This window comes from Pseudomonas sp. AC355 (genome assembly GCF_979258205.1).
Window position 1 is genome coordinate 4,956,707 of record NZ_OZ409843.1, and the last position, 24,307, is coordinate 4,981,013.

General features: G+C 60.3%; 19 protein-coding genes and 3 pseudogenes. 19 read left to right on the forward strand and 3 right to left on the reverse strand.

What is annotated here, in order from left to right; translation table 11 throughout:
* Positions 1 to 213 precede the first annotated feature (213 nt).
* Both ACZ0AI_RS23065 and ACZ0AI_RS23070 read left to right on the forward strand, forming a co-directional pair.
* Complete coding sequence (locus ACZ0AI_RS23065; protein WP_463563852.1) at positions 214 to 1,590, forward strand: iron-containing redox enzyme family protein; 1,377 nt, start codon at positions 214 to 216, stop codon at positions 1,588 to 1,590.
* 17 nt (positions 1,591 to 1,607) lie between these two features.
* Positions 1,608 to 2,552, forward strand: coding sequence for a methyltransferase (locus tag ACZ0AI_RS23070; protein ID WP_463563853.1), 945 nt, complete (start codon positions 1,608 to 1,610; stop codon positions 2,550 to 2,552).
* A 37-nt stretch (positions 2,553 to 2,589) separates the two neighbouring features.
* Here the strand turns inward: ACZ0AI_RS23070 and dapC are convergent, their stop codons facing one another.
* The gene (gene dapC, locus ACZ0AI_RS23075) at positions 2,590 to 3,786 is read right to left on the reverse strand and encodes a succinyldiaminopimelate transaminase (RefSeq protein ID WP_463563854.1); all 1,197 of its coding nucleotides are present in this window, start codon (positions 3,784 to 3,786) and stop codon (positions 2,590 to 2,592) included.
* A 233-nt stretch (positions 3,787 to 4,019) separates the two neighbouring features.
* Here dapC and ACZ0AI_RS23080 point away from each other — a divergent pair.
* Positions 4,020 to 5,027: pseudogene (locus ACZ0AI_RS23080) on the forward strand (HAMP domain-containing protein); the annotation flags it as partial.
* 90 nt (positions 5,028 to 5,117) lie between these two features.
* A complete protein-coding gene (locus tag ACZ0AI_RS23085) occupies positions 5,118 to 5,882 on the forward strand; it encodes a methyl-accepting chemotaxis protein (RefSeq protein ID WP_463566008.1) in 765 nt (254 codons plus the stop codon).
* Positions 5,883 to 6,017: 135 nt separating this feature from the next.
* On the opposite strand, the gene ACZ0AI_RS23090 is transcribed toward ACZ0AI_RS23085, so the two are convergent.
* Complete coding sequence (locus ACZ0AI_RS23090) at positions 6,018 to 8,714, reverse strand: [protein-PII] uridylyltransferase (protein ID WP_463563855.1); 2,697 nt, start codon at positions 8,712 to 8,714, stop codon at positions 6,018 to 6,020.
* A gap of 45 nt (positions 8,715 to 8,759) precedes the next feature.
* A pseudogene (gene map, locus ACZ0AI_RS23095) lies at positions 8,760 to 9,561 on the reverse strand (type I methionyl aminopeptidase).
* A gap of 265 nt (positions 9,562 to 9,826) precedes the next feature.
* Between map and rpsB the strand changes: the two are divergent.
* The 15 genes and pseudogenes from rpsB to rnhB all read left to right on the forward strand — a co-directional run bounded on the left by rpsB (position 9,827) and on the right by rnhB (position 24,238).
* Complete coding sequence (gene rpsB / locus ACZ0AI_RS23100) at positions 9,827 to 10,570, forward strand: 30S ribosomal protein S2 (RefSeq protein ID WP_463563857.1); 744 nt, start codon at positions 9,827 to 9,829, stop codon at positions 10,568 to 10,570.
* A 130-nt stretch (positions 10,571 to 10,700) separates the two neighbouring features.
* The gene (gene tsf / locus ACZ0AI_RS23105; RefSeq protein WP_463563858.1) at positions 10,701 to 11,564 is read left to right on the forward strand and encodes a translation elongation factor Ts; all 864 of its coding nucleotides are present in this window, start codon (positions 10,701 to 10,703) and stop codon (positions 11,562 to 11,564) included.
* Positions 11,565 to 11,751: 187 nt separating this feature from the next.
* Positions 11,752 to 12,495: a UMP kinase gene (gene pyrH / locus ACZ0AI_RS23110; RefSeq protein ID WP_225834708.1), complete on the forward strand. Its 744-nt coding sequence runs from the start codon at positions 11,752 to 11,754 to the stop codon at positions 12,493 to 12,495.
* On the forward strand, positions 12,492 to 13,049 hold the full coding sequence (gene frr, locus ACZ0AI_RS23115) for a ribosome recycling factor (RefSeq protein WP_463563859.1): 558 nt from the start codon (positions 12,492 to 12,494) through the stop codon (positions 13,047 to 13,049). The genes pyrH and frr overlap by 4 nt, the downstream gene beginning before the upstream one ends.
* 16 nt (positions 13,050 to 13,065) lie before the next feature.
* A complete protein-coding gene (gene uppS / locus ACZ0AI_RS23120) occupies positions 13,066 to 13,830 on the forward strand; it encodes a polyprenyl diphosphate synthase (protein ID WP_463563860.1) in 765 nt (254 codons plus the stop codon).
* A complete protein-coding gene (locus ACZ0AI_RS23125) occupies positions 13,830 to 14,645 on the forward strand; it encodes a phosphatidate cytidylyltransferase (protein ID WP_463563861.1) in 816 nt (271 codons plus the stop codon). Before uppS ends, ACZ0AI_RS23125 begins: the two co-directional genes overlap by 1 nt.
* On the forward strand, positions 14,642 to 15,835 hold the full coding sequence (gene ispC / locus ACZ0AI_RS23130; RefSeq protein ID WP_463563862.1) for a 1-deoxy-D-xylulose-5-phosphate reductoisomerase: 1,194 nt from the start codon (positions 14,642 to 14,644) through the stop codon (positions 15,833 to 15,835). Before ACZ0AI_RS23125 ends, ispC begins: the two co-directional genes overlap by 4 nt.
* Positions 15,832 to 17,184, forward strand: coding sequence for an RIP metalloprotease RseP (gene rseP / locus ACZ0AI_RS23135; protein WP_463563863.1), 1,353 nt, complete (start codon positions 15,832 to 15,834; stop codon positions 17,182 to 17,184). Before ispC ends, rseP begins: the two co-directional genes overlap by 4 nt.
* A 73-nt stretch (positions 17,185 to 17,257) precedes the next feature.
* Positions 17,258 to 19,618: pseudogene (gene bamA / locus ACZ0AI_RS23140) on the forward strand (outer membrane protein assembly factor BamA).
* A gap of 48 nt (positions 19,619 to 19,666) precedes the next feature.
* The gene (locus tag ACZ0AI_RS23145) at positions 19,667 to 20,170 is read left to right on the forward strand and encodes an OmpH/Skp family outer membrane protein (protein WP_463563864.1); all 504 of its coding nucleotides are present in this window, start codon (positions 19,667 to 19,669) and stop codon (positions 20,168 to 20,170) included.
* Positions 20,170 to 21,231 (forward strand): UDP-3-O-(3-hydroxymyristoyl)glucosamine N-acyltransferase, encoded by a 1,062-nt coding sequence (gene lpxD, locus ACZ0AI_RS23150; RefSeq protein WP_463563865.1) that lies wholly within the window; start codon positions 20,170 to 20,172, stop codon positions 21,229 to 21,231. Before ACZ0AI_RS23145 ends, lpxD begins: the two co-directional genes overlap by 1 nt.
* 48 nt (positions 21,232 to 21,279) lie before the next feature.
* Positions 21,280 to 21,720: a 3-hydroxyacyl-ACP dehydratase FabZ gene (gene fabZ / locus ACZ0AI_RS23155; protein ID WP_042555181.1), complete on the forward strand. Its 441-nt coding sequence runs from the start codon at positions 21,280 to 21,282 to the stop codon at positions 21,718 to 21,720.
* Positions 21,717 to 22,493 carry an acyl-ACP--UDP-N-acetylglucosamine O-acyltransferase gene (gene lpxA, locus ACZ0AI_RS23160; protein ID WP_463563866.1) on the forward strand — a complete coding sequence of 259 codons (777 nt, stop codon included), beginning with the start codon at positions 21,717 to 21,719 and terminating at the stop codon, positions 22,491 to 22,493. Before fabZ ends, lpxA begins: the two co-directional genes overlap by 4 nt.
* Before the next feature lie 3 nt (positions 22,494 to 22,496).
* Complete coding sequence (gene lpxB, locus ACZ0AI_RS23165) at positions 22,497 to 23,630, forward strand: lipid-A-disaccharide synthase (protein ID WP_463563867.1); 1,134 nt, start codon at positions 22,497 to 22,499, stop codon at positions 23,628 to 23,630.
* Complete coding sequence (rnhB, locus tag ACZ0AI_RS23170) at positions 23,630 to 24,238, forward strand: ribonuclease HII (protein ID WP_463563868.1); 609 nt, start codon at positions 23,630 to 23,632, stop codon at positions 24,236 to 24,238. The genes lpxB and rnhB overlap by 1 nt, the downstream gene beginning before the upstream one ends.
* The last annotated feature ends 69 nt before the right edge of the window (positions 24,239 to 24,307 follow it).

Below are 24,307 nucleotides of genomic sequence, written 5' to 3' on the forward strand. Positions count from 1 at the left end.
CTGTGGCCATGACGCCCTGTGTCGCTACCGCCTATCCCTCAAGTTGAATCTTTCTTCGCGCAGCCTCCTCCTTATTCCATAAGGCCAAGACTGATTCTCGGGTCGAGCAGACCTGCAAATCGGTAAGGCGGCCACCCATGGAATCACCTGAGCGCTGCTCTCGAACCCTCCGTTTCGAAAGCGCCTTTGAACTGCCCACGCAAGGCTCCGACCATGACCACATTAATGCCGATTTTCACCACGCCTCGAGAAAGCTACAGCTTTCTGCCATCCGGTCCTGCTCGCACCCTCTACGAACGACTGTTGCAGCCCCAATTGGCTGATGGCGCTTTGCATCAGGCGCGCGGTTTTCTTGAGGCGCAACTGGAGGAGAGTGAGCGGCTGGCTTGCGACATGCCGGCTCAGCCGGAGGCGCTGCTGAGCTGGATGCGCGAGGGCGCGCAGCGCACCACCCAGGCTTATGCGCAGTATCTGCAGGCGCGACGTCAGGGTGAGCCAAGGCGCTATTTCAGCAATCGCGCCCACGCCGTGTATTTCCTGCGTCATGTGGCGCCTACCAAATTGGTCGATGGTGCCTGGCTCTATGGCTTGTTCAAGCACTGGCAGGAGCCGAGGCTGCGGCCGCTTCTGCGTACTTACCTTGAGGAACTGGGCGACGGCGTTCCTGCCATGAATCATGTGGTGCTGTACAAGCAGCTACTCAGCCAGAACGGTTGCGACGAGCTGGCCGAATTGGAAGACGAGCATTTTCTTCAGGGCGCCCAGCAACTTGCACTAGGCCATCTGGCTGACGAGTACTTGCCTGAGGTGATCGGCTACAACCTCGGCTACGAGCAACTGCCCTTGCACCTGCTGATCACCAGCTACGAACTGACCGAGTTGGGGATCGATCCCTATTACTTCCAGTTGCATGTGACTATCGACAACGCCAGTACCGGCCATGCGCAAAAGGCTGTGCAGGCTGTTCTGGAGAACCTGCCGGTGGTCGGTGACCGCGAAGCCTTCTATCGACGGGTGATGCGTGGTTACCAGCTCAACGACCTGGGCGTCGGTTCCACCGCAGTGATCGCCGCGTTCGATCTCGAAGAGCAGTTGTTGGGCATGTTCGAGCGCAAGCGCGAAGTCGCCACGCAGGTGCATTCCGACTATTGCCGAATCGAGGGGCGCACCGTCAACGAATGGTTGAGCCAGCCAGGGCAGGTGCACGGCCTGCTCGAGGCGCTGGAGAGACGTGGCTGGATTCGTCGTAACGAAGACCCGCAAAACAGCCGTTTCTGGCAATTGGTGCAAGGCGATCGGGCCGCCATGTTCGGCGTGTTCAATGCTTACGAACAACAACTGCTGCATGACTGGATTGCCGGCCACTGGACGCCGCCGCGCAGCCGCGGCCGTAACCGTCGAAGCGCTGCACAACCCGGTGTCCCGCAAATGGGTGGTCTAGATGACGAAACCCAGGCCCTGCATGCAACCCTGCGTGCACTGCCGGCTGGCCAGCAGCCGGAAAAGTTGATCGAGTTGATGTCGCCCGCTAGCCACTTCACCCCCGCAGGGTTGCTGGCCACACGCCTGTTCAATGACTATCTCCAGTAACCGTTGTCGGAGCACCGATGCTTAACGAACCACAGCAGGCACTACTGAAACTCGGCCAGGCGCTCACCGCGCGAGGCTACCGATTTACCACTGGCACACCGCTGACCCATGAGCGCATCAATGGTCGCGCAGGCAACGCGCTGGCCCAGGATCTGCCTGGTGTGTTCGGCTGGAGCCGCCCCTTCGTGCCCGGCCTGGTCGGCGCCGATCTGCTTGAATTGATGCGCGCCGCAGGGGTGCTAATGGAGGAGGGTGAGCAGCTGCGCAGCACCGTGCGTTATTCCAGCCTGGGCGAGCAGTTGTTCGTGCACTCGCGCTACCCGACCACCCAGGCCGATGCGGTGTTCTTCGGCCCCGATACCTATCGTTTCGTGCGGGCGGTCGATGCCTTTCTCGGATCGCCGTCCACTGCAACGATCAGCCGTGCGGTGGATATCGGTTGTGGCGCCGGGCCGGGTGCGCAAAGCATCGCGCTGGCGCGTCCGGCGGCCGAGGTGCTGGCCGTTGATATCAATCCCCAGGCGCTTACCTACACCCGCATCAACGCTGCCCTCGCGGGTGCCGACAATCTCAGGGCTCAGCACAGTGACCTGCTCAGGGACGTGCAGGGCGAATTCGATCTGATCGTCGCCAACCCGCCTTACATGCTCGACAGCGAAAGCCGCGCCTATCGTGATGGGGGTGGTGAACTGGGGGCGGGATTGTCGCAGGCTATCGTCGAGGCCGCAGTGACCCGACTGGCGTCAGGAGGCAGTCTGCTGCTCTATACCGGTGTGGCGATGACCGCTGGCGGGGATCCGTTTCTCGCCTACATCCAGCGTACGCTGGGGGACTCCTCGCTGGCCTGGCGCTATGAGGAAGTCGACCCGGACGTGTTTGGTGAAGAGCTCTCGAAGCCGGGCTACGAGGACGTCGAGCGAATCGCTGCAGTGGTGCTCACCGTTACCCGCACGGTGAGTTGACGGCAGCAGCGCCGCCCCGGAGGCGGCGCCACGCAGATTAGGCCTTTTCGATGAAACGACGGATACGCCGTGCGGCTTCCACGCATTCCTCGAGCGGTGCGACCAGTGCCAGGCGCACGCGGCCACTGCCCGGATTGAAACCATCGACGTCCCGCGACAGATAGGAGCCTGGTACCACGGTCACGTGCTCCCGGGCGAACAGTGCACGGGTGAATTCGGCATCGTCGCCCGGCGTCTTGGCCCACAGGTAGAAGCCGCCATCCGGACGTTGCACGTCGAGCACGCCATCGAGGATTTCCAACACGGCCGCGAACTTCTCGCGGTACAGGTCGCGGTTGGCGCGTACGTGATCCTCGTCCTGCCAGGCGGCGATGCTGGCCAGTTGGGTTTGTACCGGCATGGCACAGCCGTGGTAGGTGCGGTACAGCAGGAAGGCCTTGAGAATCTCCGCGTCGCCCGCCACGAATCCCGAGCGCAGGCCAGGCAGGTTGGAACGTTTGGAGAGGCTGTGAAACACCACGCAGCGTTTGAAGTCGCTACGGCCCAGCTCGGCGCAAGCGGTCAGCAGGCCCGCCGGCGGGTTGTTCTCGTCGAAGTACAGCTCGCTGTAGCACTCGTCGGCGGCGATCACGAAGTCGTATTGGTCGGCAAGGGCGATCATCTTTTTCAGCGTTGCCACGGGAATCAGCGCGCCCGTCGGGTTGCCGGGTGAGCAGAGGAAGAGAATCTGGCAGCGCTGCCAGACCTCGGGCGCCACCGCATCGAAATCCGGGTTGAAGCCGTGTTCGGCCAGGCACGGCAGGTAATGCGGCTGGGTGCCGGCAAGCAGGGCGGCGCCTTCGTAGATCTGATAGAACGGGTTGGGGCTGACCACCAGGCCGTCGACATCACGCTGGGCGACGGTTTGGGTGAAGGCGAACAGCGCCTCACGGGTGCCGTTCACCGGCAGCACGTGGCGTGCGGGGTCGAGCCAGCCAGCCGGCACCTTGAAGCGCCGCTCGCACCACGTGGCGATGGCTTCGCGCAGTGGCGCAATGCCCAGCGTGGTCGGGTAGACGGCCAGCTGTTCGAGGTTGTCGGTCAGCGCCTGGGCGACGAACGCAGGCGAACGGTGCTTCGGCTCGCCGATGGACAGGGCGATGGGCGAACGGTCGGCGGCGGGCTGTACGCTGGCGAGCAGGGCGCGAAGTTTCTCGAACGGGTAGGGCTGCAACTGGGCGAGGGCGTGGTTCATGATGATCCGACGTGTCCTTTATAGGGCGGCGACAAAGTTGCCGACACTAGCATGCGAGACCGCCCTAGGAAATTCCCTTTTGCCCGTCCGATTACCATCAGTTTGGGTCGCAATGCTGATGCTTGATGCCCTCAAGGCTTATCGATTTAAGCCGATAGCCTGACCGTAAGCCGTATCCAGCCCTACTTTCAGCGAGACCCTCTATGCGCACCCTCAAGTTCAGTCACAAGATCATGCTGGCGGCGTCACTGGTGGTCATTGCGGCCTTTGCGTCGTTCGCGTTGTACAACGATTACCTGCAGCGCAACTCGATTCGCGACAACCTGGCCAACTACCTACACGATGTCGGCCAGGTGACCACCGGCAACATTACCCACTGGCTCAACGGTCGCATGCAGTTGCTGGATAACCTCGCCGAATCGGTTCAGGACGATAGCGCCACCGATCCGCTGGCCAGAAACCTGCAGCACCGCAGCATTGCATCCGCCTTTCTGTATGCCTATTTCGGTCAGGCAGACGGCACCTATACCCAGTTTCCCGCCAGCGAACTGCCCGCCGGTTATGACCCGCGTCAGCGCCCCTGGTACAAGAGCGCTGCGGGCAGTAGCGGCCCGGGGCTGACCGAGCCGTATCTGGCGGCCGATCCTCGTGACGGACTGCTGATCACCATTACCCGCCCCGTCAACGCTGGCGGTAGCCTGCAGGGTGTGGTGGGTGGCGACCTCAAGTTGCAGACCATCGACGAGATCCTCAATTCCTTCGATCTGGGGGGTATGGGCTATGCCTTCCTGGTCGACGACAAGGGCACGGTGCTGCTGCATCCAGACAAGAGTCTGGTGCTCAAGAAGCTGCCTGACCTGTTCCCCGGTGGCGCGCCGCGCCTTGAGTCGGGGCTGCAGGACGTAGCGGCCGTCGATGGCAGCGCGCGTATCGTCACCTTTCTGCCGGTGCAGGGCTTGGCAGGGGTGCGCTGGTACGTTGGTCTGTCCGTCGATCAGGGCAAGGCGTTTGCTGCCCTGCAGGAGTTCCGTCTCTCGGCGCTGATGTCCACTGTCATCGGGGTGATTGCCATCCTGCTGTTGCTCGGCGCACTGATCCGTATTCTGCTGCGCCCGCTGCATGTGATGAGCCACGCCATGAGCGGTATCGCCGAAGGTGAGGGTGATCTGACCCAGCGTTTGAAGGTCGACTCCGGCGATGAGTTCGGCGAGCTGGCGGGTGCCTTCAACCGCTTCGTCGAGCGTATCCACGAGTCGATCCGTGAAGTGGCCTCGACCACCCGGGAAGTGCATGCCCGAGTCAGTACCGTGGTGGGAGCGTCCAATGCCTCCATGGGCAACTCCAGCGAGCAGGCCGCGCGTACTGACAGTGTTGCCGCGGCGATCAACGAGCTTGGTGCGGCCGCTCAGGAAATCGCTCGCAACGCCGCTGATGCGTCGGTACAGGCCAGCGATGCTCGTCGTGATGCCGAAGAAGGGCAGAAGATGGTTGAGCGCACGCTGGGTTCGATGGGCGATCTGTCGGACAAGATCCAGGCATCCGGCAGTCACATCGAAGTGCTGAGCCAGAAGAGCAACGACATCGGTCAGATTCTCGATGTGATCAAGGGCATTTCCGAACAGACCAACCTGCTGGCGCTCAACGCTGCCATCGAAGCAGCGCGTGCGGGTGAGGCCGGGCGTGGTTTCGCCGTGGTCGCCGATGAAGTACGCAATCTGGCGCAACGCACGCAGAGCTCGGCGCAGGAAATCCAGCAGATGATCGAGCAGTTGCAGGCTGGTGCTCGTGACGCCGTGGCGACCATGGGCGAGAGCCGTCGCTTCAGCGATGACAGCGTACGCATCGGTGGTCAGGCAGGCGAGAACCTGCGTGGCGTGACCCGTCGCATCGGCGAGATCGATGGCATGAACCAGTCCGTGGCCACCGCCACCGAGGAACAGACCTCGGTGATCGAAAGCTTGAACATGGACATCACCGAGATCAACACCTTGAACCAGGACGGCGTACGTAACCTGCAGTCCAGCCTCAATGCTTGTACCGAGTTGGATCAGCAGGTCGAGCGCCTCAAACAACTGGTGGACAGTTTCAGGATTTGATCCGGAGGCAGCGGGCAGCGGCTGCGCTTTTGCAGGAGCCGCGCCCTTGCGGCGAGTGCATGAGCGATGCGGCGTTGCCGCAAACGATTCGCACCGAGGGCAACGCTCCTGCGGGGAGTCTGCCCTCAGGCTACGCTAGATGCTGATCTGTAGCGGGCTTGGGTTACTCGTCGCCGACAGCTTGGTGATGATGGTCTGCTGCAGGCGTGCGCAAAGTTCCGGGTCGGACAGCGGCTGGTTGTTGGCGTCGGTGACGAAGAACACGTCCTCTACGCGTTCGCCCAGCGTTGCGATCTTGGCGTTTTGCAGCGACAGGTCGAAGTCCAGGAATATCCTTCCGACCTTGGCCAGCAGGCCAGGGCGATCCGGCGCGGTCAGCTCCAGCACAGTGACTGGCCGCTGGGCGTCGTTGTGGATGGTCACCTGCGGTGCAAAAGCGAAGTGCTTGAGCTGCCGTGGTACGCGGCGCTGGATGATGTTGGGGTACTCGTCCGGGTGCTTCAGCGTATCGATCAGGCTCTGACGGATCTGCTTGATGCGCTGCGGATTATCGCCGATGGAGCCACCTTCCACTTCCAGCACGATGTAGGTGTCGAGGGTGAACTGGCTGGTCGAGGTGAGAATTCGCGCGTCGTGAATGTTTAGGTTCAACTGCGCCATGGCAGCCACCGTCACCGCGAAGAAATCATGCTGATCCGGTGCGTAGATGAAAATCTGCGTGCCGCCTTCGAACTCGCGCTGCGTCGTTTCCTTGACCAGCACCAGCGGGCCGGCGTCGCTCGGGTGCTGGAGGATCGCATCGGTGTGCCAGGCCACATCGCTGGCCGTGTGGCGCAGGAAATAGTCATCGCCCAGTTGCGACCATAGCTGCTCGACGTCATCGGAATCGGTTCCACCGCGTACCAGAGTGTCCAGCGCCGCGTTCTGGGTCAGACGAATCTGCTCTTCGCGCTCCACTGGATTTTCCAGGCCGCGACGCAAGGCCCGCTTGGTTTCCGTGTAGAGCTGGCGCATCAGGCTGGCACGCCAGGAGTTCCACAGGCTCGGGTTGGTGGCGTTGATGTCGGCCACGGTGAGCACGTAGAGATAATCAAGGTGAACCTGGTCGCCCACGAACGCAGCGAAGTCGTGGATCACCTGCGGATCGGACAGATCCTTGCGCTGGGCGGTGGTCGACATCGCCAGATGGTTCTGTACCAACCAGACGATCAGCCCGGTATCCCAAGCCGGCAAGTGGTGACGCTGGCCGAACGCTTCGGCATCGATGGCGCCGAGCTCGGAGTGGTCGCCGCCACGGCCCTTGCCGATATCGTGGTAAAGGCCGGCCAGGTAGATAAGTTCGGGCTTGGGCAGCTTGTCGATCAGTTTGCTGGCAAGGGGAAATTTTTCCGCTAGCTCCGGCCATTTGAACTTGCGCAGGTGCTTGATCAGGTTGAGTGTGTGGGCGTCGACCGTGTAGATGTGAAACAGGTCGTGCTGCATCTGCCCGACGATATGGCCGAACTCCGGCAAGTAGCGGCCGAGAATGCCGTAGCGGTTCATGCGGCGCAGATTACGGTGGATGCCCTGTTCGCACTTGAACAGCTCGATGAACAGGCTGGTGTTGCGAATATCCTTGCGGAAATCGTCGTTGATCAGATGGCGGTGATCGCGCAGCAGGCGGATGGTGTCGGCGCACACACCACTGAGATGCGGGTGCTGAGCCATTAGTACGAAGATTTCGATGATGGCGAACGGCGTACGCTTGAATACATTCGGGTGAGTGACTTCGATATAGCCGTCACGAACCTGGAAGCGGCTATTCAGCGGTGTGGCCGGGCCGCTTTCGCCGGCGCGCAGAATTTCTTCTTCGAAGTGCTGGTTGATCAGGTCACTCAGTTCCGCGATGGCCATCACTACCCGGTAGTACTTCTGCATGAAGCGTTCGATGGTGCGCTTGGTATCGCCCTCGTCGTAGCCGAGCAGTTCGGCCACCTTGCTCTGATGGTCGAACAACAGGCGGTCTTCGGCGCGCCCTGCCAGCATGTGCAGCGCATAACGCACCTTCCAGAGAAACTCCTGGGAGGAGGCCAGCAGGGTATATTCGCTTTCCAGCAGGAAACCCTGACCAACCATCGCGTGCAGATTGAGCGTGCCGAAGTGTCGACGTGCAATCCACAGGATGGTCTGGATATCGCGCAGCCCGCCGGGCGAGCCTTTGACGTTGGGCTCGAGGTTGTACTCGGTGTCGTTGTACTTGGCGTGTCGGCTTTTCTGCTCATTACGCTTGGCCAGGAAGAACTCCTGGCTTGGCCACATGTGTGCGCTGGAGGTGACCTCCTGCATGCGCCCACGTAGATGCTCGTGACCGGCAATGGTGCGGCTTTCCATCAGGTTGGTGATGACTGTCAGGTCGGCGCGGGATTCTTCGGCGCACTCGGCGACCGAGCGCACGCTTTGGCCAACTTCCAGGCCGATGTCCCAGAGCAGGGTGAGGAAGCCTTCGATCGCGTCGCGGAAAGTTTCCTGATCGTCACTGCCAAGCAGGATCAGCAGGTCGATATCCGAATACGGGTGTAGCTCGCCACGACCATAGCCACCTACCGCCAGCAGGGATATTTCGGCATCCGTGCTCCAGGAAAAACGATTCCAGGCCTCCAGAAGCATCTGGTCGGTGAACCAGGCGCGATCCTCGACCAGTCTGCGCACGTCGCGGCCGCTACGAAAGCGCGCGTCGAGCACGTCGTGGGCGCGGCGAATGGCTTTCTTGAAGGCGCCGATGGGGCTGGACTTGAGCGCCAGTTCCGCCTGGAACTGGCCACGATCGAACAACTCGGAGTCTACCTGCGGCATACGGCGGCCTTCCTTCTATCTATAGGCTATAGGCGTGGTTCGAGATCAGGGAGAAACGCGTGCGATGGTGTCATCGTCGCGCAGGGTGAAGATCTCGTAGCCGTCGGCGGTGACCAGTAAGGTGTGCTCCCACTGCGCGGACAACTTGCGATCCTTGGTGATCGCGGTTGCAGCCGTCACCCAGTACGCGAGTTTCTGCACGGCCCTGGTTAATCATCGGCTCGATGGTGAAGGTCATGCCCTCCTTGAGTTCCATGCCGGTGCCAGCGCGGCCGTAGTGCAGTACCTGTGGCTCCTCGTGAAATACCGAGCCGATACCGTGGCCACAGAATTCGCGAACCACCGAGAAACCATGCTTCTCGGCATGCTTCTGGATCACTTCGCCGATATCGCCCAGGCGGGCGCCGGGGCGTACCACTTCGATGCCTTTGTACAGGCATTCCTGGGTGATGCGTGACAGTCGCTCAGCCCACTCCGGAACGCTGCCCACGTGAAACATGCGGCTGGTGTCGCCGTAGTAACCATCCTTGATCACGGTAACGTCGATGTTCATCACATCACCGTCTTTGAGTGGCTTGTCGTTGGGGATGCCATGGCATACCACATGGTTGAGCGAGGTGCAGATGGACTTGGGAAACCCAGGGCGGCCTGGTGCGGCGCCGTAATTGAGCGGCGCGGGAGTAGCCTTCTGCACGTTGACGATGTGGTCATGGCAGAGGGTATTCAGTTCGTCCGTGGTGACGCCTGGCTTGACGTGCTCGGCGATCATCTCCAGCACTTCGGCGGCCAGGCGGCCAGCGATGCGCATTTTCGCGATTTCATCGGGCGTCTTGAGGGTGACGGTCATGGTGATCTCTGTATCTTTATATATAAGCGCGACATGGTAACAGTTTGCGCCTGGAACCTTGAAGTCGCAGGGCTACACTGGGGCAGTCGCAAGCCTGTTTGAGGCTGTAGCTTGGGGCCACTTTTTATGGTATAAAACGCGCCGCTTTACGGGGCAGACCCCGAAAGCTTAACCCCACACACGTGTCGACACGATTTCCTGGGTGCCCGCAAGGGTTGGAAATTGGGACGCGTGGAGGCCTAACCCGACTTATCAAGGAACTACCATGTCCCAAGTCAATATGCGCGATATGCTGAAGGCCGGTGTGCACTTCGGTCACCAGACCCGTTACTGGAACCCGAAAATGGGCAAGTACATTTTCGGCGCGCGTAACAAGATTCACATTATCAACCTTGAAAAGACCCTGCCGATGTTCAACGACGCCCTGGCGTTCGTTGAGAAGCTGGCCGCTGGCAAGAACAAGATTCTGTTCGTCGGCACCAAGCGTTCCGCCGGCAAGATCGTTCGCGAAGAAGCTGCTCGTTGTGGCTCGCCGTTCGTCGATCACCGCTGGTTGGGCGGCATGCTCACCAACTACAAAACCATCCGCGCCTCGATCAAGCGTCTGCGTGATCTGGAAGTGCAGTCCCAGGACGGCACTTTCACCAAGCTGACCAAGAAAGAAGCCCTGATGCGTTCGCGTGATCTGGAAAAACTGGATCGCAGCCTGGGTGGTATCAAGGACATGGGCGGTCTGCCGGACGCTCTGTTCGTCATCGACGTTGATCACGAGCGCATCGCGATCACCGAAGCCAACAAGCTGGGCATCCCGGTAATCGGCGTTGTCGATACCAACAGCAGCCCAGAAGGCGTTGACTACATCATCCCGGGTAACGACGACGCCATCCGCGCCATCCAGCTGTACATGGGTGCCATGGCCGACGCCGTGATCCGTGCTCGCAGCAACGCTGGTGGCGCTACCGAAGCGTTCGTCGAAGAAGCACCGGCTGCTGAAGCTGCCGAAGGCTAAGCGGTAACGCAGAGCATCTAGTGTTATGCGCTGCGCAAAAAGGGGGCTAGGCCCCCTTTTTGCCACTCACAGATTTGATCGTCTGTTATGACAGGCGATGGTTGAAGACCTACCAAAGAGGATTTTCAAAATGGCAGAGATTACTGCAGCCCTGGTTAAAGAACTGCGCGAGCGCACCGCCCAAGGCATGATGGAATGCAAGAAGGCCCTGGTTGCCGCTGGTGGCGACATCGAGAAAGCCATTGATGACATGCGTGCTTCGGGTGCCATCAAGGCCGCCAAGAAAGCTGGCAACATCGCCGCTGAGGGTGCTATCGCCGCTCGCGTCGAGGGTGGCCGTGGCGTGATCATCGAAGTCAATTCGCAAACTGACTTCCTGGCTCTGCAGGATGACTTCAAGGGCTTCGTCAAAGACAGCCTGAATGAAGCATTCACTCAGAATCTGAGCGACGTTGCGCCACTGATCGCTTCTCGTGAGTCTGCTCGTGAAACCCTGGTGGCCAAGTGCGGCGAGAACGTCAATATCCGTCGTCTGGCCGCTGTTGCTGGTGAAACCGTTGGTGCCTACCTGCACGGCCATCGCATCGGTGTTCTGGTCGTCCTGAAGGGCGGTAACGACGAGCTGGCCAAGCACGTTGCCATGCACGTCGCTGCCTCCAACCCGGCCGTTGTTTCGCCGGATCAGGTCTCGGAAGAGCTGGTTGCCAAGGAAAAAGAAATCTTCCTGCAACTGAACGCCGACAAGATCGCTGGCAAGCCGGAAAACATCGTCGAGAACATGATCAAAGGCCGTATCAACAAGTTCCTGGCCGAAGCCAGCCTGGTTGAGCAAGCCTTCATCATGGATCCAGAAGTCAAGGTCGGTGATCTGGTCAAGAAAGCCGGTGCTGAAATCGTTTCCTTCGTGCGTTACGAAGTGGGCGAAGGTATCGACAAGGGCGAGACTGACTTCGCTGCCGAAGTCGCTGCCCAGGTTGCTGCCAGCAAGCAGTAATAGGCCGCTCAGTTAGTGCCCCAGAAGAGGCTGCCCGCTCACGCGCGCGGCCTCTTTTTCAAATGGGCTTTTTTTCAAAGCGGCGGTAGGTGCCTCGGGCACCAACGGTCGTGAGCGCTGTCGAAGCGCTCAGCATGGGCGGGCCACGGGGCTCGCACGTTTTCTTACGCCGCAGGAGAGACTGGTAATGGCTCAGCAGGTGAGTGGTCGTCAACCGCGCTATAAGCGCATTCTGCTCAAACTTAGCGGCGAGGCCCTGATGGGGTCGGAAGATTTTGGTATCGATCCCAAGGTGCTGGATCGCATGGCGCTGGAAGTCGGCCAGTTGGTTGGTATCGGCGTGCAGGTCGGCCTTGTGATCGGTGGCGGAAACCTGTTTCGTGGTGCTGCGCTAAGCGCTGCCGGCATGGATCGGGTGACCGGTGATCATATGGGCATGTTGGCCACGGTGATGAACGCGCTGGCCATGCGCGACGCGCTGGAGCGCTCCAACATTCCTGCGCTGGTCATGTCGGCCATTTCGATGGTTGGGGTCACCGATCACTATGACCGTCGCAAGGCCATGCGCCACTTGAAAACCGGTGAGGTGGTGATTTTCGCCGCAGGCACTGGCAACCCATTCTTCACCACCGACTCTGCTGCCTGCCTGCGAGCTATCGAGATCGATGCCGATGTGGTGCTGAAGGCAACCAAGGTGGATGGTGTGTACACTGCCGATCCATTCAAGGATCCGCATGCGGAAAAATTCGATCGCCTCACCTATGACGAGGTGTTGGATCGCAAGCTGGGCGTGATGGATCTGACGGCCATCTGTTTGTGCCGTGACCACAATATGCCGCTGCGTGTTTTTAATATGAATAAGCCGGGCGCCCTACTGAATATCGTCGTGGGTGGCGCTGAAGGTACTTTGGTCGAGGGAAGCAAAGAATGATCAACGAAATCAAGAAGGACGCCCAGGCGCGCATGCAGAAGAGCGTGGAGTCGCTGGCTAACGCATTCAGCCGCATCCGCACCGGCCAGGCTCATCCGAGCATCCTCGGCGGCGTGATGGTGCCTTACTACGGCGCGGATACTCCGCTGAGCCAGGTTGCCAACGTGACCGTGAAAGACTCGCGCACCCTGCAGGTCGTGGCGTTCGAGCGCAGCATGCTGGCTGCCGTGGACAAGGCGATCCAGAGCTCCGGTCTGGGCTTCAATCCGACCAACCTCGGCGAGCTGCTGCTGATTTCCATGCCAGCACTGACCGAAGAAACCCGCAAGGGCTTCACCAAGCAGGCACGTGATGCGGCGGAGGACGGTCGTGTGGCAGTGCGCAATATCCGTCGTGATGCCCTGAGTCAGCTCAAGGATCTGGTCAAGGAAAAAGAAATCAGTGAAGACGAAGAGCGTCGCGCTGCTGACGATATCCAGAAGTTGACCGACAAGTTTGTGGCCGAAATCGAAGCTGCCGTTAAGCAGAAAGAAGCGGATCTGATGGCCGTCTGACGGCCAGGAAGTCGCCATGGACAATTCCAAAGTCGGTGCCGCGGTGATCGTTCCGCGGCACGTGTCGGTCATTATGGATGGCAATAACCGCTGGGCACGCAAGCGCCTGCTGCCCGGTGTGGCCGGGCACAAGGCGGGCGTCGACGCGGTGCGTGCGGTGATCGAGGTGTGCGCTGAGTCCGGGGTCGAGGTGCTGACTCTGTTCGCGTTCTCCAGTGAGAACTGGCAGCGGCCTGCCGAAGAAGTCGGGGCTCTGATGGAGTTGTTCCTCAGCGCCTTGCGTCGGGAAACGCGTAAGCTCGATGAGAACGGCATCAGTCTGCGTATCATCGGCGACCGCTCGCGTTTTCATCCTGAGTTGCAAGCCGCCATGCGTGAGGCTGAAGCCAAGACGTCGGGCGCGCCTGGCGAAAAGCGCTTCATTTTGCAGATCGCGGCGAACTACGGTGGCCAGTGGGATATCGCCCAGGCTGCCCAGCGGCTCGCACGAGAAGTTCAGGGTGGGCATCTGCAGCCTGAGGACATTACTCCGGGTTTGCTACAGAGCTGCCTGGTTACGGGCGAGTTGCCACTGCCCGATTTGTGCATCCGTACGGGTGGCGAGCATCGGATCAGCAATTTCCTGCTTTGGCAGATGGCCTACAGCGAGCTGTATTTCTCCGACCTGCTGTGGCCGGACTTCAAGCACGACGCCATGCGCGCAGCGCTGGCGGATTTCGCCAACCGTCAGCGGCGTTTTGGCAAAACCAGTGAACAAGTCGAAGCCGAGGCCCGCGCCTGATGCTCAAGCAACGAATCATTACGGCACTGATCCTGTTGCCGATCGCCCTTGCAGGGTTCTTCCTGCTCGAAGGTGACGCGTTTGCGCTGTTCATCGCCGCAGTGGTCGTGCTCGGTGCCTGGGAGTGGGCGCGCTTGGCGGGTTTCGCCGCGCAGCCGCTACGCATTGCCTACGCAGCGCTGGTGGCATTGTTGCTTTACTTGCTGCACGGGCTGCCGGCGCTGGCGCCCTGGGTGCTGGGTGTTGGTGTCCTGTGGTGGGTGTTCGCGACCTTCCTGGTACTCAATTACCCGGATAGCAGCCGTTATTGGGGCGGCTTGCCGGGTCGCCTGCTGATTGGCCTGCTGATTCTGCTACCGGCCTGGCAAGGCCTGGTGGCGATGAAGCAGTGGCCGCTTGCCAACTGGTTGATTCTGGCCGTGATGGCATTGGTCTGGGTGGCCGATATCGGGGCTTACTTTTCGGGCAAACGCTTCGGCAAGCGCAAGCTGGCTCCGCAGGTCAGCCCTGGCAAGAGCTGGGAAGGTCTGATTGGTGGCCTGTTGATGAGTTTGCTGCTGACCGTCGTGGTCGGCGTGTACCGTGACTGGTCATCCGCACAATTTCTTATGGCGCTGCCTGCTGCGGCTCTGGTCGTGCTGATTTCTGTGGTCGGCGATCTCACCGAGAGCATGTTCAAGCGCCAGTCTGGCATCAAGGACAGCAGCAATCTGCTGCCTGGCCATGGCGGCGTACTCGACAGGATCGATAGCCTGACCGCGGCGGTTCCGGTATTTGCCGCGTTGCTGCTGCTCGTGGGTTGGGGCACATTGTGAGCCAGGTACAACGCATTACCGTCCTTGGCGCCACTGGCTCGATCGGCCTCAGTACGCTCGACGTCATCGCGCGCCATCCATCGCGTTATCAGGTTTTCGCGCTGACCGCGTTCAGCCGGGTGGCTGAGCTGGAAGCGCTGTGCGTGACTCATCGGCCACGTTTCGCCGTCGTTGCGGATGTGCAGGCGGCAAACGACCTGCAGGCTCGCCTGCGCCTTGCTAGCCTAGATACTCACGTGCTGTTTGGCGAGGCGGGGCTGTGTGAGGTGTCGGCGCACGCTGAGGTGGACGCTGTGATGGCGGCCATTGTCGGTGCGGCGGGTCTGAAACCCACGCTGGCAGCAGTGGAGGCGGGCAAGAAGGTGTTGCTGGCCAACAAGGAAGCGCTGGTGATGTCCGGCGCGCTGTTCATGCGTGCGGTGCGCCAGAGTGGCGCGGTGCTGCTGCCAATCGACAGTGAGCACAACGCGATTTTCCAGTGCCTGCCTCGGGATTATGCCCGCGGCCTGCAGCCGGTCGGTGTGCGCCGCATCCTGCTGACCGCCTCTGGCGGCCCGTTCCGCGAAACCACGCCCGAAGCGCTGCACGCGGTGACTCCCGAACAGGCCTGCGCTCATCCCAACTGGTCGATGGGGCGCAAGATTTCCGTCGATTCGGCCAGCATGATGAACAAGGGCCTGGAGCTGATCGAGGCCTGCTGGCTGTTCGATGCGCGTCCTGATCAGGTCGAGGTGGTGATCCACCCGCAGAGCGTCATCCATTCACTGGTCGATTACGTCGATGGTTCGGTGCTCGCCCAGCTCGGCAACCCCGATATGCGTACCCCCATCGCCCATGCGCTGGCCTGGCCGCAACGCATCGATTCCGGCGTTGCGCCGCTGGATTTGCTCACGGTAGCTCGCCTGGATTTCCAGGCTCCCGACGACGTGCGCTTCCCCTGTCTGCGCCTAGCGCGCCAGGCGGCGGAGGCGGGCGGTAGCGCGCCAGCCATGCTTAATGCCGCGAACGAAGTGGCGGTTGCGGCGTTTCTCGAAAGGCGGATTCGCTTTACCGATATCGCGCGTATCATTGACGGCGTTCTCGAGGCCGAGCCGGCTGCCGCGGTCGAGTGCCTCGACGCCGTGCTGGAGGCCGACCGCCGTGCGCGGGAGTTGGCTGGGCAGTGGTTGAATCGCGGAGAGGTGGCATGAGCGCACTGTATATGATCGTCGGTACCCTGATTGCGCTCGGGGTGCTGGTGACCTTTCATGAATACGGTCATTTCTGGGTGGCCCGACGCTGCGGCGTCAAGGTGCTGCGCTTTTCGGTAGGCTTCGGTACGCCGTTGGTGCGCTGGCATGATCGCCAGGGCACGGAATTCGTGATCGCCGCCATCCCGCTTGGTGGCTACGTGAAAATGCTCGACGAGCGTGAGGGTGATGTGCCCCCGGCGCTGGCTGAGCAATCTTTCAACCGCAAGACCGTTGGGCAACGTATCGCCATCGTGGCCGCAGGCCCGGCAGCCAATTTCGCATTGGCGCTGGTGTTCTTCTGGTTGGTGGCCATGCTGGGCAGCCAGCAGGTGCGTCCGGTCATCGGTGCGGTCGAGGCTGGGAGCCTGGCTCAGGTCGCCGGCCTGCAAGCTGGTGAAGAGATCATGTCGGTCAACGGCAAGGCGACTTCGGGCTGGTCGGCCGTCAATCTGCAACTGGTGAGACGCCTCGGCGAAAGCGGTGAGCTGACAATTACTACCCGTCCTGTTGATGGCGGTGCAGACACGCTGCGCCGTATCGAGCTGGATAACTGGTTACGCGGCGCGAATGAGCCTGATCCGATCGCTTCTCTGGGCCTGCGTCCGTGGCGTCCAAGTCTGGAACCAGTGCTGGCCGAGTTCGATCCCGAAGGGCCAGCGCAAGCGGCCGGTCTGCAGGTTGGTGATCGCCTGCTGGCGCTGAACGAGAAGTCGCTGGTTGACTGGCAGGATCTGGTCGACCAGGTACGGGCATTGCCAGGGCAATCGGTGTCGCTGTCGCTGGAGCGTGGTGGGCAGCGTCTGGATGTGCCCGTCACCCTGGCGAGCCGTGGTGACGGTGAAGCGGCCAGCGGTTACCTGGGCGCCGGTGTCGCTGCTGCCCAATGGCCTGCGGACATGCTTCGCGAAGTCAGCTATGGGCCGCTGGAAGCCGTCGGTGAAGGGGTATCGCGAACCTGGACAATGAGCGTCCTTACCCTGGATTCACTTAAGAAAATGCTGTTCGGCGAGCTCTCGGTAAAAAACTTGAGCGGGCCGATAACCATTGCTAAAGTGGCGGGCGCTTCGGCCGAGTCAGGTCTCGGGGACTTCTTGAATTTCCTCGCCTACCTGAGTATCAGTCTGGGCGTTCTCAATTTGTTGCCCATCCCCGTGCTGGATGGGGGGCATCTGCTTTATTACCTGGTCGAGTGGGTGCGGGGTCGTCCCCTCTCCGAGCGGGTGCAGGGTTGGGGGATGCAGATTGGCATCAGTCTGGTTATCGGGGTGATGTTGCTGGCTCTGGTCAATGACCTTGGGCGCCTGTGACCTCTGCTGAATTACATATCTTTCGTCTCGAACGACTGATTTCTTATCGTTAGTTGGAATAAGAAAGGACTTCATGAAACGTCTGCTGCTACCTGCGGTGCTTGCCGCATTGATGATCGCCGAAGTTCACGCCGAGTCCTTCACCATCTCCGATATTCGCGTTAACGGCCTGCAACGCGTTTCCGCGGGCAGCCTGTTTGGCGCGCTGCCCTTGAACGTGGGCGAGTCGGCCGACGACCGCACGTTGGTCGAGGCGACCCGCGAACTGTTCAAAACCGGCTTTTTTCAAGATATCCAGCTTGGCCGTGATGGCAACGTGCTGGTTATTACCGTGGTCGAGCGCCCGTCGATTTCCAGCATCGAGATCGAAGGCAACAAGGCCATCAGCAGTGATGACCTGCTCAAGGGCCTGACCCAGTCCGGCTTGGCCGAAGGCGAGATTTTCCAGCGCGCGACCCTCGAAGGTGTGCGTAACGAGCTGCAGCGCCAGTATGTGGCTCAGGGGCGTTACTCCGCGGAAATCGACGCTGAAGTGATCCCGCAGCCGCGTAACCGCGTGGCGCTGAAGATCAACATCAACGAAGGCACCGTTGCGGCCATCCAGCACATCAACGTGGTGGGCAACAACGTCTTTTCCGATGAAGACCTCAACGATCTGTTCGAGCTGAAGACCACCAACTGGCTGTCGTTCTTCCGCAACGATGACAAGTACGCTCGCGAGAAACTCTCCGGTGACCTGGAGCGGCTGCGCTCCTATTACCTTGATCGCGGCTACATCAACATGGATATCACCTCCACCCAGGTGTCCATCACCCCGGACAAGAAACACGTCTACATCACTGTCAACGTCGATGAAGGCGAGAAGTACACCGTGCGTGACGTTAAGCTCTCCGGTGACCTCAAGGTGCCGGAAGAAGAAGTCCGTGCACTGCTGCTGGTCAAGGAAGGTCAGGTGTTCTCCCGTAAGGTGATGACCACCACCAGCGAGCTGATTACCCGCCGTCTGGGGAACGAGGGCTACACCTTCGCCAACGTCAACGGCGTGCCTGAGCCACACGATGACGACAACTCGGTATCGATCACTTTTGTCGTCGATCCGGGCAAGCGTGCTTACGTCAATCGCATCAACTTCCGTGGCAACACCAAGACCGAAGACGAAGTGCTGCGCCGTGAAATGCGTCAGATGGAAGGCGGCTGGGCTTCGACCTACCTGATCGACCAGTCCAAGGTACGTCTGGAGCGCCTGGGCTTCTTCAAGGAAGTTAACGTCGAGACCCCGCAAGTGCCGGGTACTGATGACCAGGTCGACGTCAATTACAGCGTCGAGGAGCAGGCTTCCGGTTCTATCACCGCTAGCGTCGGCTTCGCACAGAATGCCGGTTTGATCCTCGGTGGCTCGATCACTCAGAACAACTTCCTGGGTAGCGGTAATCGCGTCAGCCTCGGTCTGACCCGTAGTGAATACCAGAGCCGTTATAATTTCAGCTTCACCGACCCCTACTGAACCGAAGACGGTGTGAGCCTGGGTTACAACGCCTTCTACCGCACCACTGACTACGATGAACTCGATGTCGATGTATCCAGCTACTCGGTCGATAGCCTGGGCGCTGGTGTCAACATCGGTTACCCGATCAGCGAGACTGCGCGTCTGACCTATGGCCTGACCGTGCAGCAAGACGAAATCAACACCGGCCGCTACACCGTCGACGAGATTTTCGATTTCACCCGTCAGGAAGGCGAGAAGTACCTGAACCTCAAAGCTTCCGTCGGCTGGTCTGAATCCACGCTTAACCGTGGCGTACTGGCCAATCGTGGTCACTCGCAGAGCCTGGTGTTCGAAACCACCGTGCCGGGTAGCGACCTGTCGTTCTACAAGCTCGATTACCGTGGCCAGGTGTTCAAGCCGCTGAGCGATACCTACACCATGCGTTTCCATACACAGCTTGGTTATGGTGGTGCGTTCGGATCTACCAGCAAACTGCCGTTCTATGAGAACTACTACGCCGGTGGTTTCAACTCGGTACGTGGTTTCGAAGACAGCAGCCTGGGGCCGCGCAGTACGCCAAGCACCGGTACGAACGAAGGCACGCTGGCTGACCCGGATCAGGATCCGCTGCCGTTCGGTGGTAACGTACTGATCCAGGGTGGTGCGGAGTTGCTGTTCCCACTGCCGTTCGTCAAGGATCAGCGCTCGCTGCGTACCGCACTGTTCTGGGATGTGGGTAACGTGTTCGATACCGATTGCAGTTCCGGACAGAAACGGCGTGGCGACAGCTGCGACATCGATTTCGGTAACCTGGCCAGCTCGGTTGGTGTGGGTGTCACCTGGATCACCGCACTTGGCCCGCTGAGCTTCAGCCTGGCGATGCCAGTGAAGAAACCGGACGACGCCGATACTCAAGTATTCCAGTTCTCCCTCGGCCAGACGTTCTAAGCGTCTGCTCATGAATCACGAAGACAGTTTTTCTGCAGGAGTTGCACCGTGCGTAAGTTGACTCAACTGGTTCTGTTAAGCGCTGCTCTGCTGGCAACCCCGGCATTCGCGGAAATGAAGGTTGCGGTACTCAATTATCAGATGGCGCTGCTCGAATCCGACGCAGCCAAGCGTTATGCAGTTGATGCCGAGAAGAAATTCGGCCCACAACTGAACAAGCTCAAGACACTGGAAACCGATGCTCAGCGCATTCAGGATCGTGTCGTCAAAGACGGCGAGAAAATGCAAACTGCCGAGCGTGAGCGCCTTGAGCTGGACTTCAAGCAAAAGGCCCGCGATTTCCAGTTCCAGTCCAAGGAGCTGAACGAAGCCAAGGCTGCTGCTGACCGTGAGATGCTCAAGAAGCTCAAGCCCAACCTGGACAAGGCTGTTGAAGAAGTCATCAAGAATGGCAACTTTGACCTGGTGCTGGAGCGTGGTGCGGTGATCGATGTCAAACCCCAGTTTGATATCACCCGCCAGGTTATCGAGCGCATGAACCAGATGCGTTGATGATGTCCACACCTGTATTCACCCTCGGTCAATTGGCCGAGCGGTTGGGCGCCACCTTGCGTGGCGCTGCGGATCAGACGGTCGACGGGCTGGCAACCTTACAGGATGCCGGCCCGTCTCAGCTGACGTTCCTGTCGAATGCTCAGTACCGCAAGCACCTACCTAGCTGCGAGGCCGCTGCCGTGTTGCTCACTGCCGCCGATGCCGAAGGCTTCGCCGGCAATGCGTTGATCGTGGCCAATCCCTATCTGGCCTATGCGTCGTTGTCGCATCTGTTCGATCGCAAGCCCAAAGCAGCGGCGGGTATCCATCCCACCGCCCTGGTGGCTGACGATGCTCAGGTCGATCCGAGTGCCGCTATCGGGCCTTTCGTGGTGATCGAGAGTGGCGCGAAGATTGGTGCCAGCGTATCGCTGGGCGCGCACTGTGTGGTTGGCGCTCGCTCCGAGATCGGCGAAGGTGGCTGGCTGGCACCAAGGGTGACGCTGTACCACGACGTGCGCATTGGCAAGCGAGTGGTCATTCAGTCGGGCGCGGTGATCGGTGGTGAAGGCTTCGGTTTTGCCAACGAGAAGGGCATCTGGCAGAAGATCGCCCAGATCGGTGGTGTGACCATTGGCGATGATGTCGAGATTGGTGCCAATACCACCCTCGACCGAGGTGCGTTGTCAGACACCCGCATAGGCAACGGGGTGAAACTGGATAACCAGATCATGATCGCGCACAACGTACAGGTCGGTGACAACACGGCGATGGCTGCCTGCGTTGGTATTTCCGGCAGCACCTCGATCGGCAAGAATTGCATGATCGCCGGCGGCGTCGGCATGGTCGGTCATATTGATGTGTGTGACGGCGTATTCGTTACTGGCATGACCATGGTCACTCGCTCGATCAACGAGCCGGGCGCCTATTCATCCGGTACCGCCATGCAACCTGCAGCCGAGTGGAAGAAAAGCGTGGCGCGCATCCGCCAGCTGGACGACATGGCACGGCGCGTGAAGCAGTTGGAAAAACAGCTTAACGCCGTGACCTCGAGCGGGAATGCCTCATCTGATGCCTGAGCCTGCTGATGGCGGGCTCTCTTCTTTTTATTACGGGCTTCTCTGGAAATGATGGACATTAACGAAATTCGCGAGTACTTGCCGCACCGTTACCCGTTCCTGCTGGTGGATCGGGTTACGGATCTGGATCTTGAAGGCAAGAGCGTTCGTGCCTATAAGAATGTCAGCGTCAATGAGCCATTCTTCAACGGCCATTTCCCCGAGCATCCGATCATGCCTGGCGTCCTCATCATCGAGGCCATGGCACAAGCGGCCGGTATTCTTGGTTTCAAAATGATGGATGTGAAGCCGGCCGACGGTACGCTCTATTATTTCGTTGGCTCCGATAAGCTACGCTTCCGTCAGCCAGTAGTGCCTGGCGACCAGCTGATTCTTGAGGCCAAGTTTCTCAGCAGCAAGCGCAGCATCTGGAAGTTTGAATGCAAGGCCACGGTCGATGGCAAAGAAGTCTGCTCGGCCGAAATCATTTGTGCGGAACGCAAGTTATGAGTTTGATTGACCCTCGCGCCATCATCGATCCCAGCGCCAAGCTGGCAGACGACGTCGTCGTCGGCCCTTGGTCGATAATTGGGCCCGACGTAGAAATTGGCGAGGGCAGCGTGCTGGGTCCCAATGTGATCATCAAGGGGCCTACCCGTATCGGGAAGCACAACAAGATCTATCAGTTTGCCTCGCTCGGCGAAGACACTCCTGATCGCAAGTACAAGGGCGAGCCCACGCGACTGGTCATCGGTGATCACAATATCATCCGTGAAGGCGTGACCATGCACCGTGGCACCATTCAGGATCGTGATGAAACTACCATCGGTGACCACAACCTGATCATGGCCTATGCCCATATTGGCCATGACAGCGTCGTCGGTAACAACTGCATTCTGGTCAACAACGTGGCACTGGCTGGCCACGTGCACATCGGCGATTGGGCGATCCTTTCCGGCTATACCCTGGTTCATCAGTTCTGCCATATCGGTGCGCATGCCTTTGCCGGCATGGGGGCAGCGATCGGCAAGGACGTTCCGGCTTACGTAACCGTGTCTGGCAACCCTGCCGAGGCGCGCAGCATGAACTTCGAAGGCCTGCGCCGTCGTGGCTTCAGCTCCGAGGCCATGCAGGCCCTGCGTCGTGCTTACAAGATCGTCTACCGTCAGGGGTTCACCATCGAAGAAGCGCTGGTGGAGTTGGAAGACGTGGCCAATCAGTTCTCCGAAGTAGCGGTGTTCCGCGACTCCATCCTGACCTCCAGCCGCGGCATCACCCGCTGACCCATGGCTGAGGTATTGCGTGTCGCGCTGGTCGCCGGCGAGGCATCCGGCGATATTCTGGGTTCAGGTCTGATGCAGGCCTTGAAGGCACAGCACCCCAACGTAGAGTTCATCGGTGTCGGCGGCCCGCGTATGCAGGCCGAGGGGCTGGTCAGCGACTTTCCCATGGAGCGCCTGGCGGTAATGGGGTTGGTCGAGGTGCTTGGCCGTTTGCCCGAGCTGCTGTCGCGCCGCCGCCGCCTGATCGCCAGTCTGATCGAGCGCAAGCCTGATGTATTCATCGGCATCGACGCGCCGGACTTCACCCTGGGTGTAGAGCTCAAGCTGCGTCGTGCAGGAATTCGTACCGTGCATTACGTCAGCCCGTCGGTATGGGCCTGGCGGCAGAAGCGCGTACTAAAGATTCGCGAAGCCTGCGACCTGATGCTTACGCTGTTTCCCTTCGAAGCACAGTTTTACGAAGCGCATCAGGTGCCTGTGTGCTTCGTTGGTCATCCGCTGGCAGATGCCATCCCGTTGCAGGCCGACCGCACTGCGGCTCGCGAACTGCTAGGGCTACCTCTGGAGGCGCCCGTGGTGGCATTGCTGCCAGGTAGTCGCGGCGGTGAAGTGTCACGGCTGGGCAGTCTGTTTCTTGATGCGGCGGAGCGCCTGCGTGCACTGCGTCCGGGTGTGCGTTTCGTATTGCCTTGCGCCAGCCCCGAGCGTCGCCAGCAGCTTGAGCAGATGCTTGGCGGTCGTGATCTGCCGTTACAGTTGCTCGACGGTCGCTCCCACGATGCCTTGGCTGCCTGCGATGCGGTGCTGATCGCGTCTGGTACTGCGACGCTCGAGGCGCTGCTGTACAAGCGGCCGATGGTGGTGGCCTATCGCGTGGCGCCGATGACCTTCAGCATTCTCAAGCGCCTGGTGAAGAGCCCCTACATTTCGCTGCCCAATCTGCTCGCCCAGCGGTTGCTGGTGCCCGAGCTGATCCAGGATGCTGCCACTGCCGAGTCGCTGGCTCAGACGGTGTCACCGCTGCTGGTCGATGGCGACGTGCAGACCGAGGGCTTCGATGCCATTCACCGCACCCTGCGACGCGGCGCCTCCGAGCGCGCGGCTGCCGCAGTGCTCGATCTATTGGGGCGTCGCTGATGCAAATGGGCCTGGATTTTTCGACCGTCGAAGAACTGGTCGCCGGTGTCGACGAAGTCGGTCGCGGGCCGCTGTGTGGCGCAGTGGTTACTGCTGCGGTGATTCTCGACCCGGCGCGGCCGATCCTAGGCCTCAATGACTCCAAGAAGCTCAGCGAGGCCCGGCGCGAGAAACTGTTCGATGAAATTCGCGAAAAAGCCCTGGCCTGGTGCATCGCCCGCGCTGATGTGGAAGAGATCGACCGCCTGAATATCCTGCATGCCACCATGCTTGCCATGCAGCGTGCCGTCGAAGGCCTGAGCGTCACGCCGAAACTGGCGCTGATCGACGGCAATCGTTGCCCCAAGCTTTCCGTCCCCAGCGCGCCTGTGGTCGGTGGTGATGCGTTGGTGCCGGCTATTGCTGCTGCCTCGATCCTCGCCAAGGTCAGTCGTGATCGCGAGATGCGTGAGCTCGACGCGCTGTATCCGGGTTATGGCATCGCCCTGCACAAGGGCTATCCGACGCCCGTACACCTCGAGGCGCTGATGCGCCTGGGCCCGACTCCCATCCATCGGCGCTCCTTCGCGCCGGTACGCCGCTTGCTGGAAGCCACAAGCGGTAGCTGAGCGTACTCGGCCCGCTGTCCATCCTTCCAGTTGCGGTACAATCCGCGTTTTGTCGCTTTTCCTGCAGGG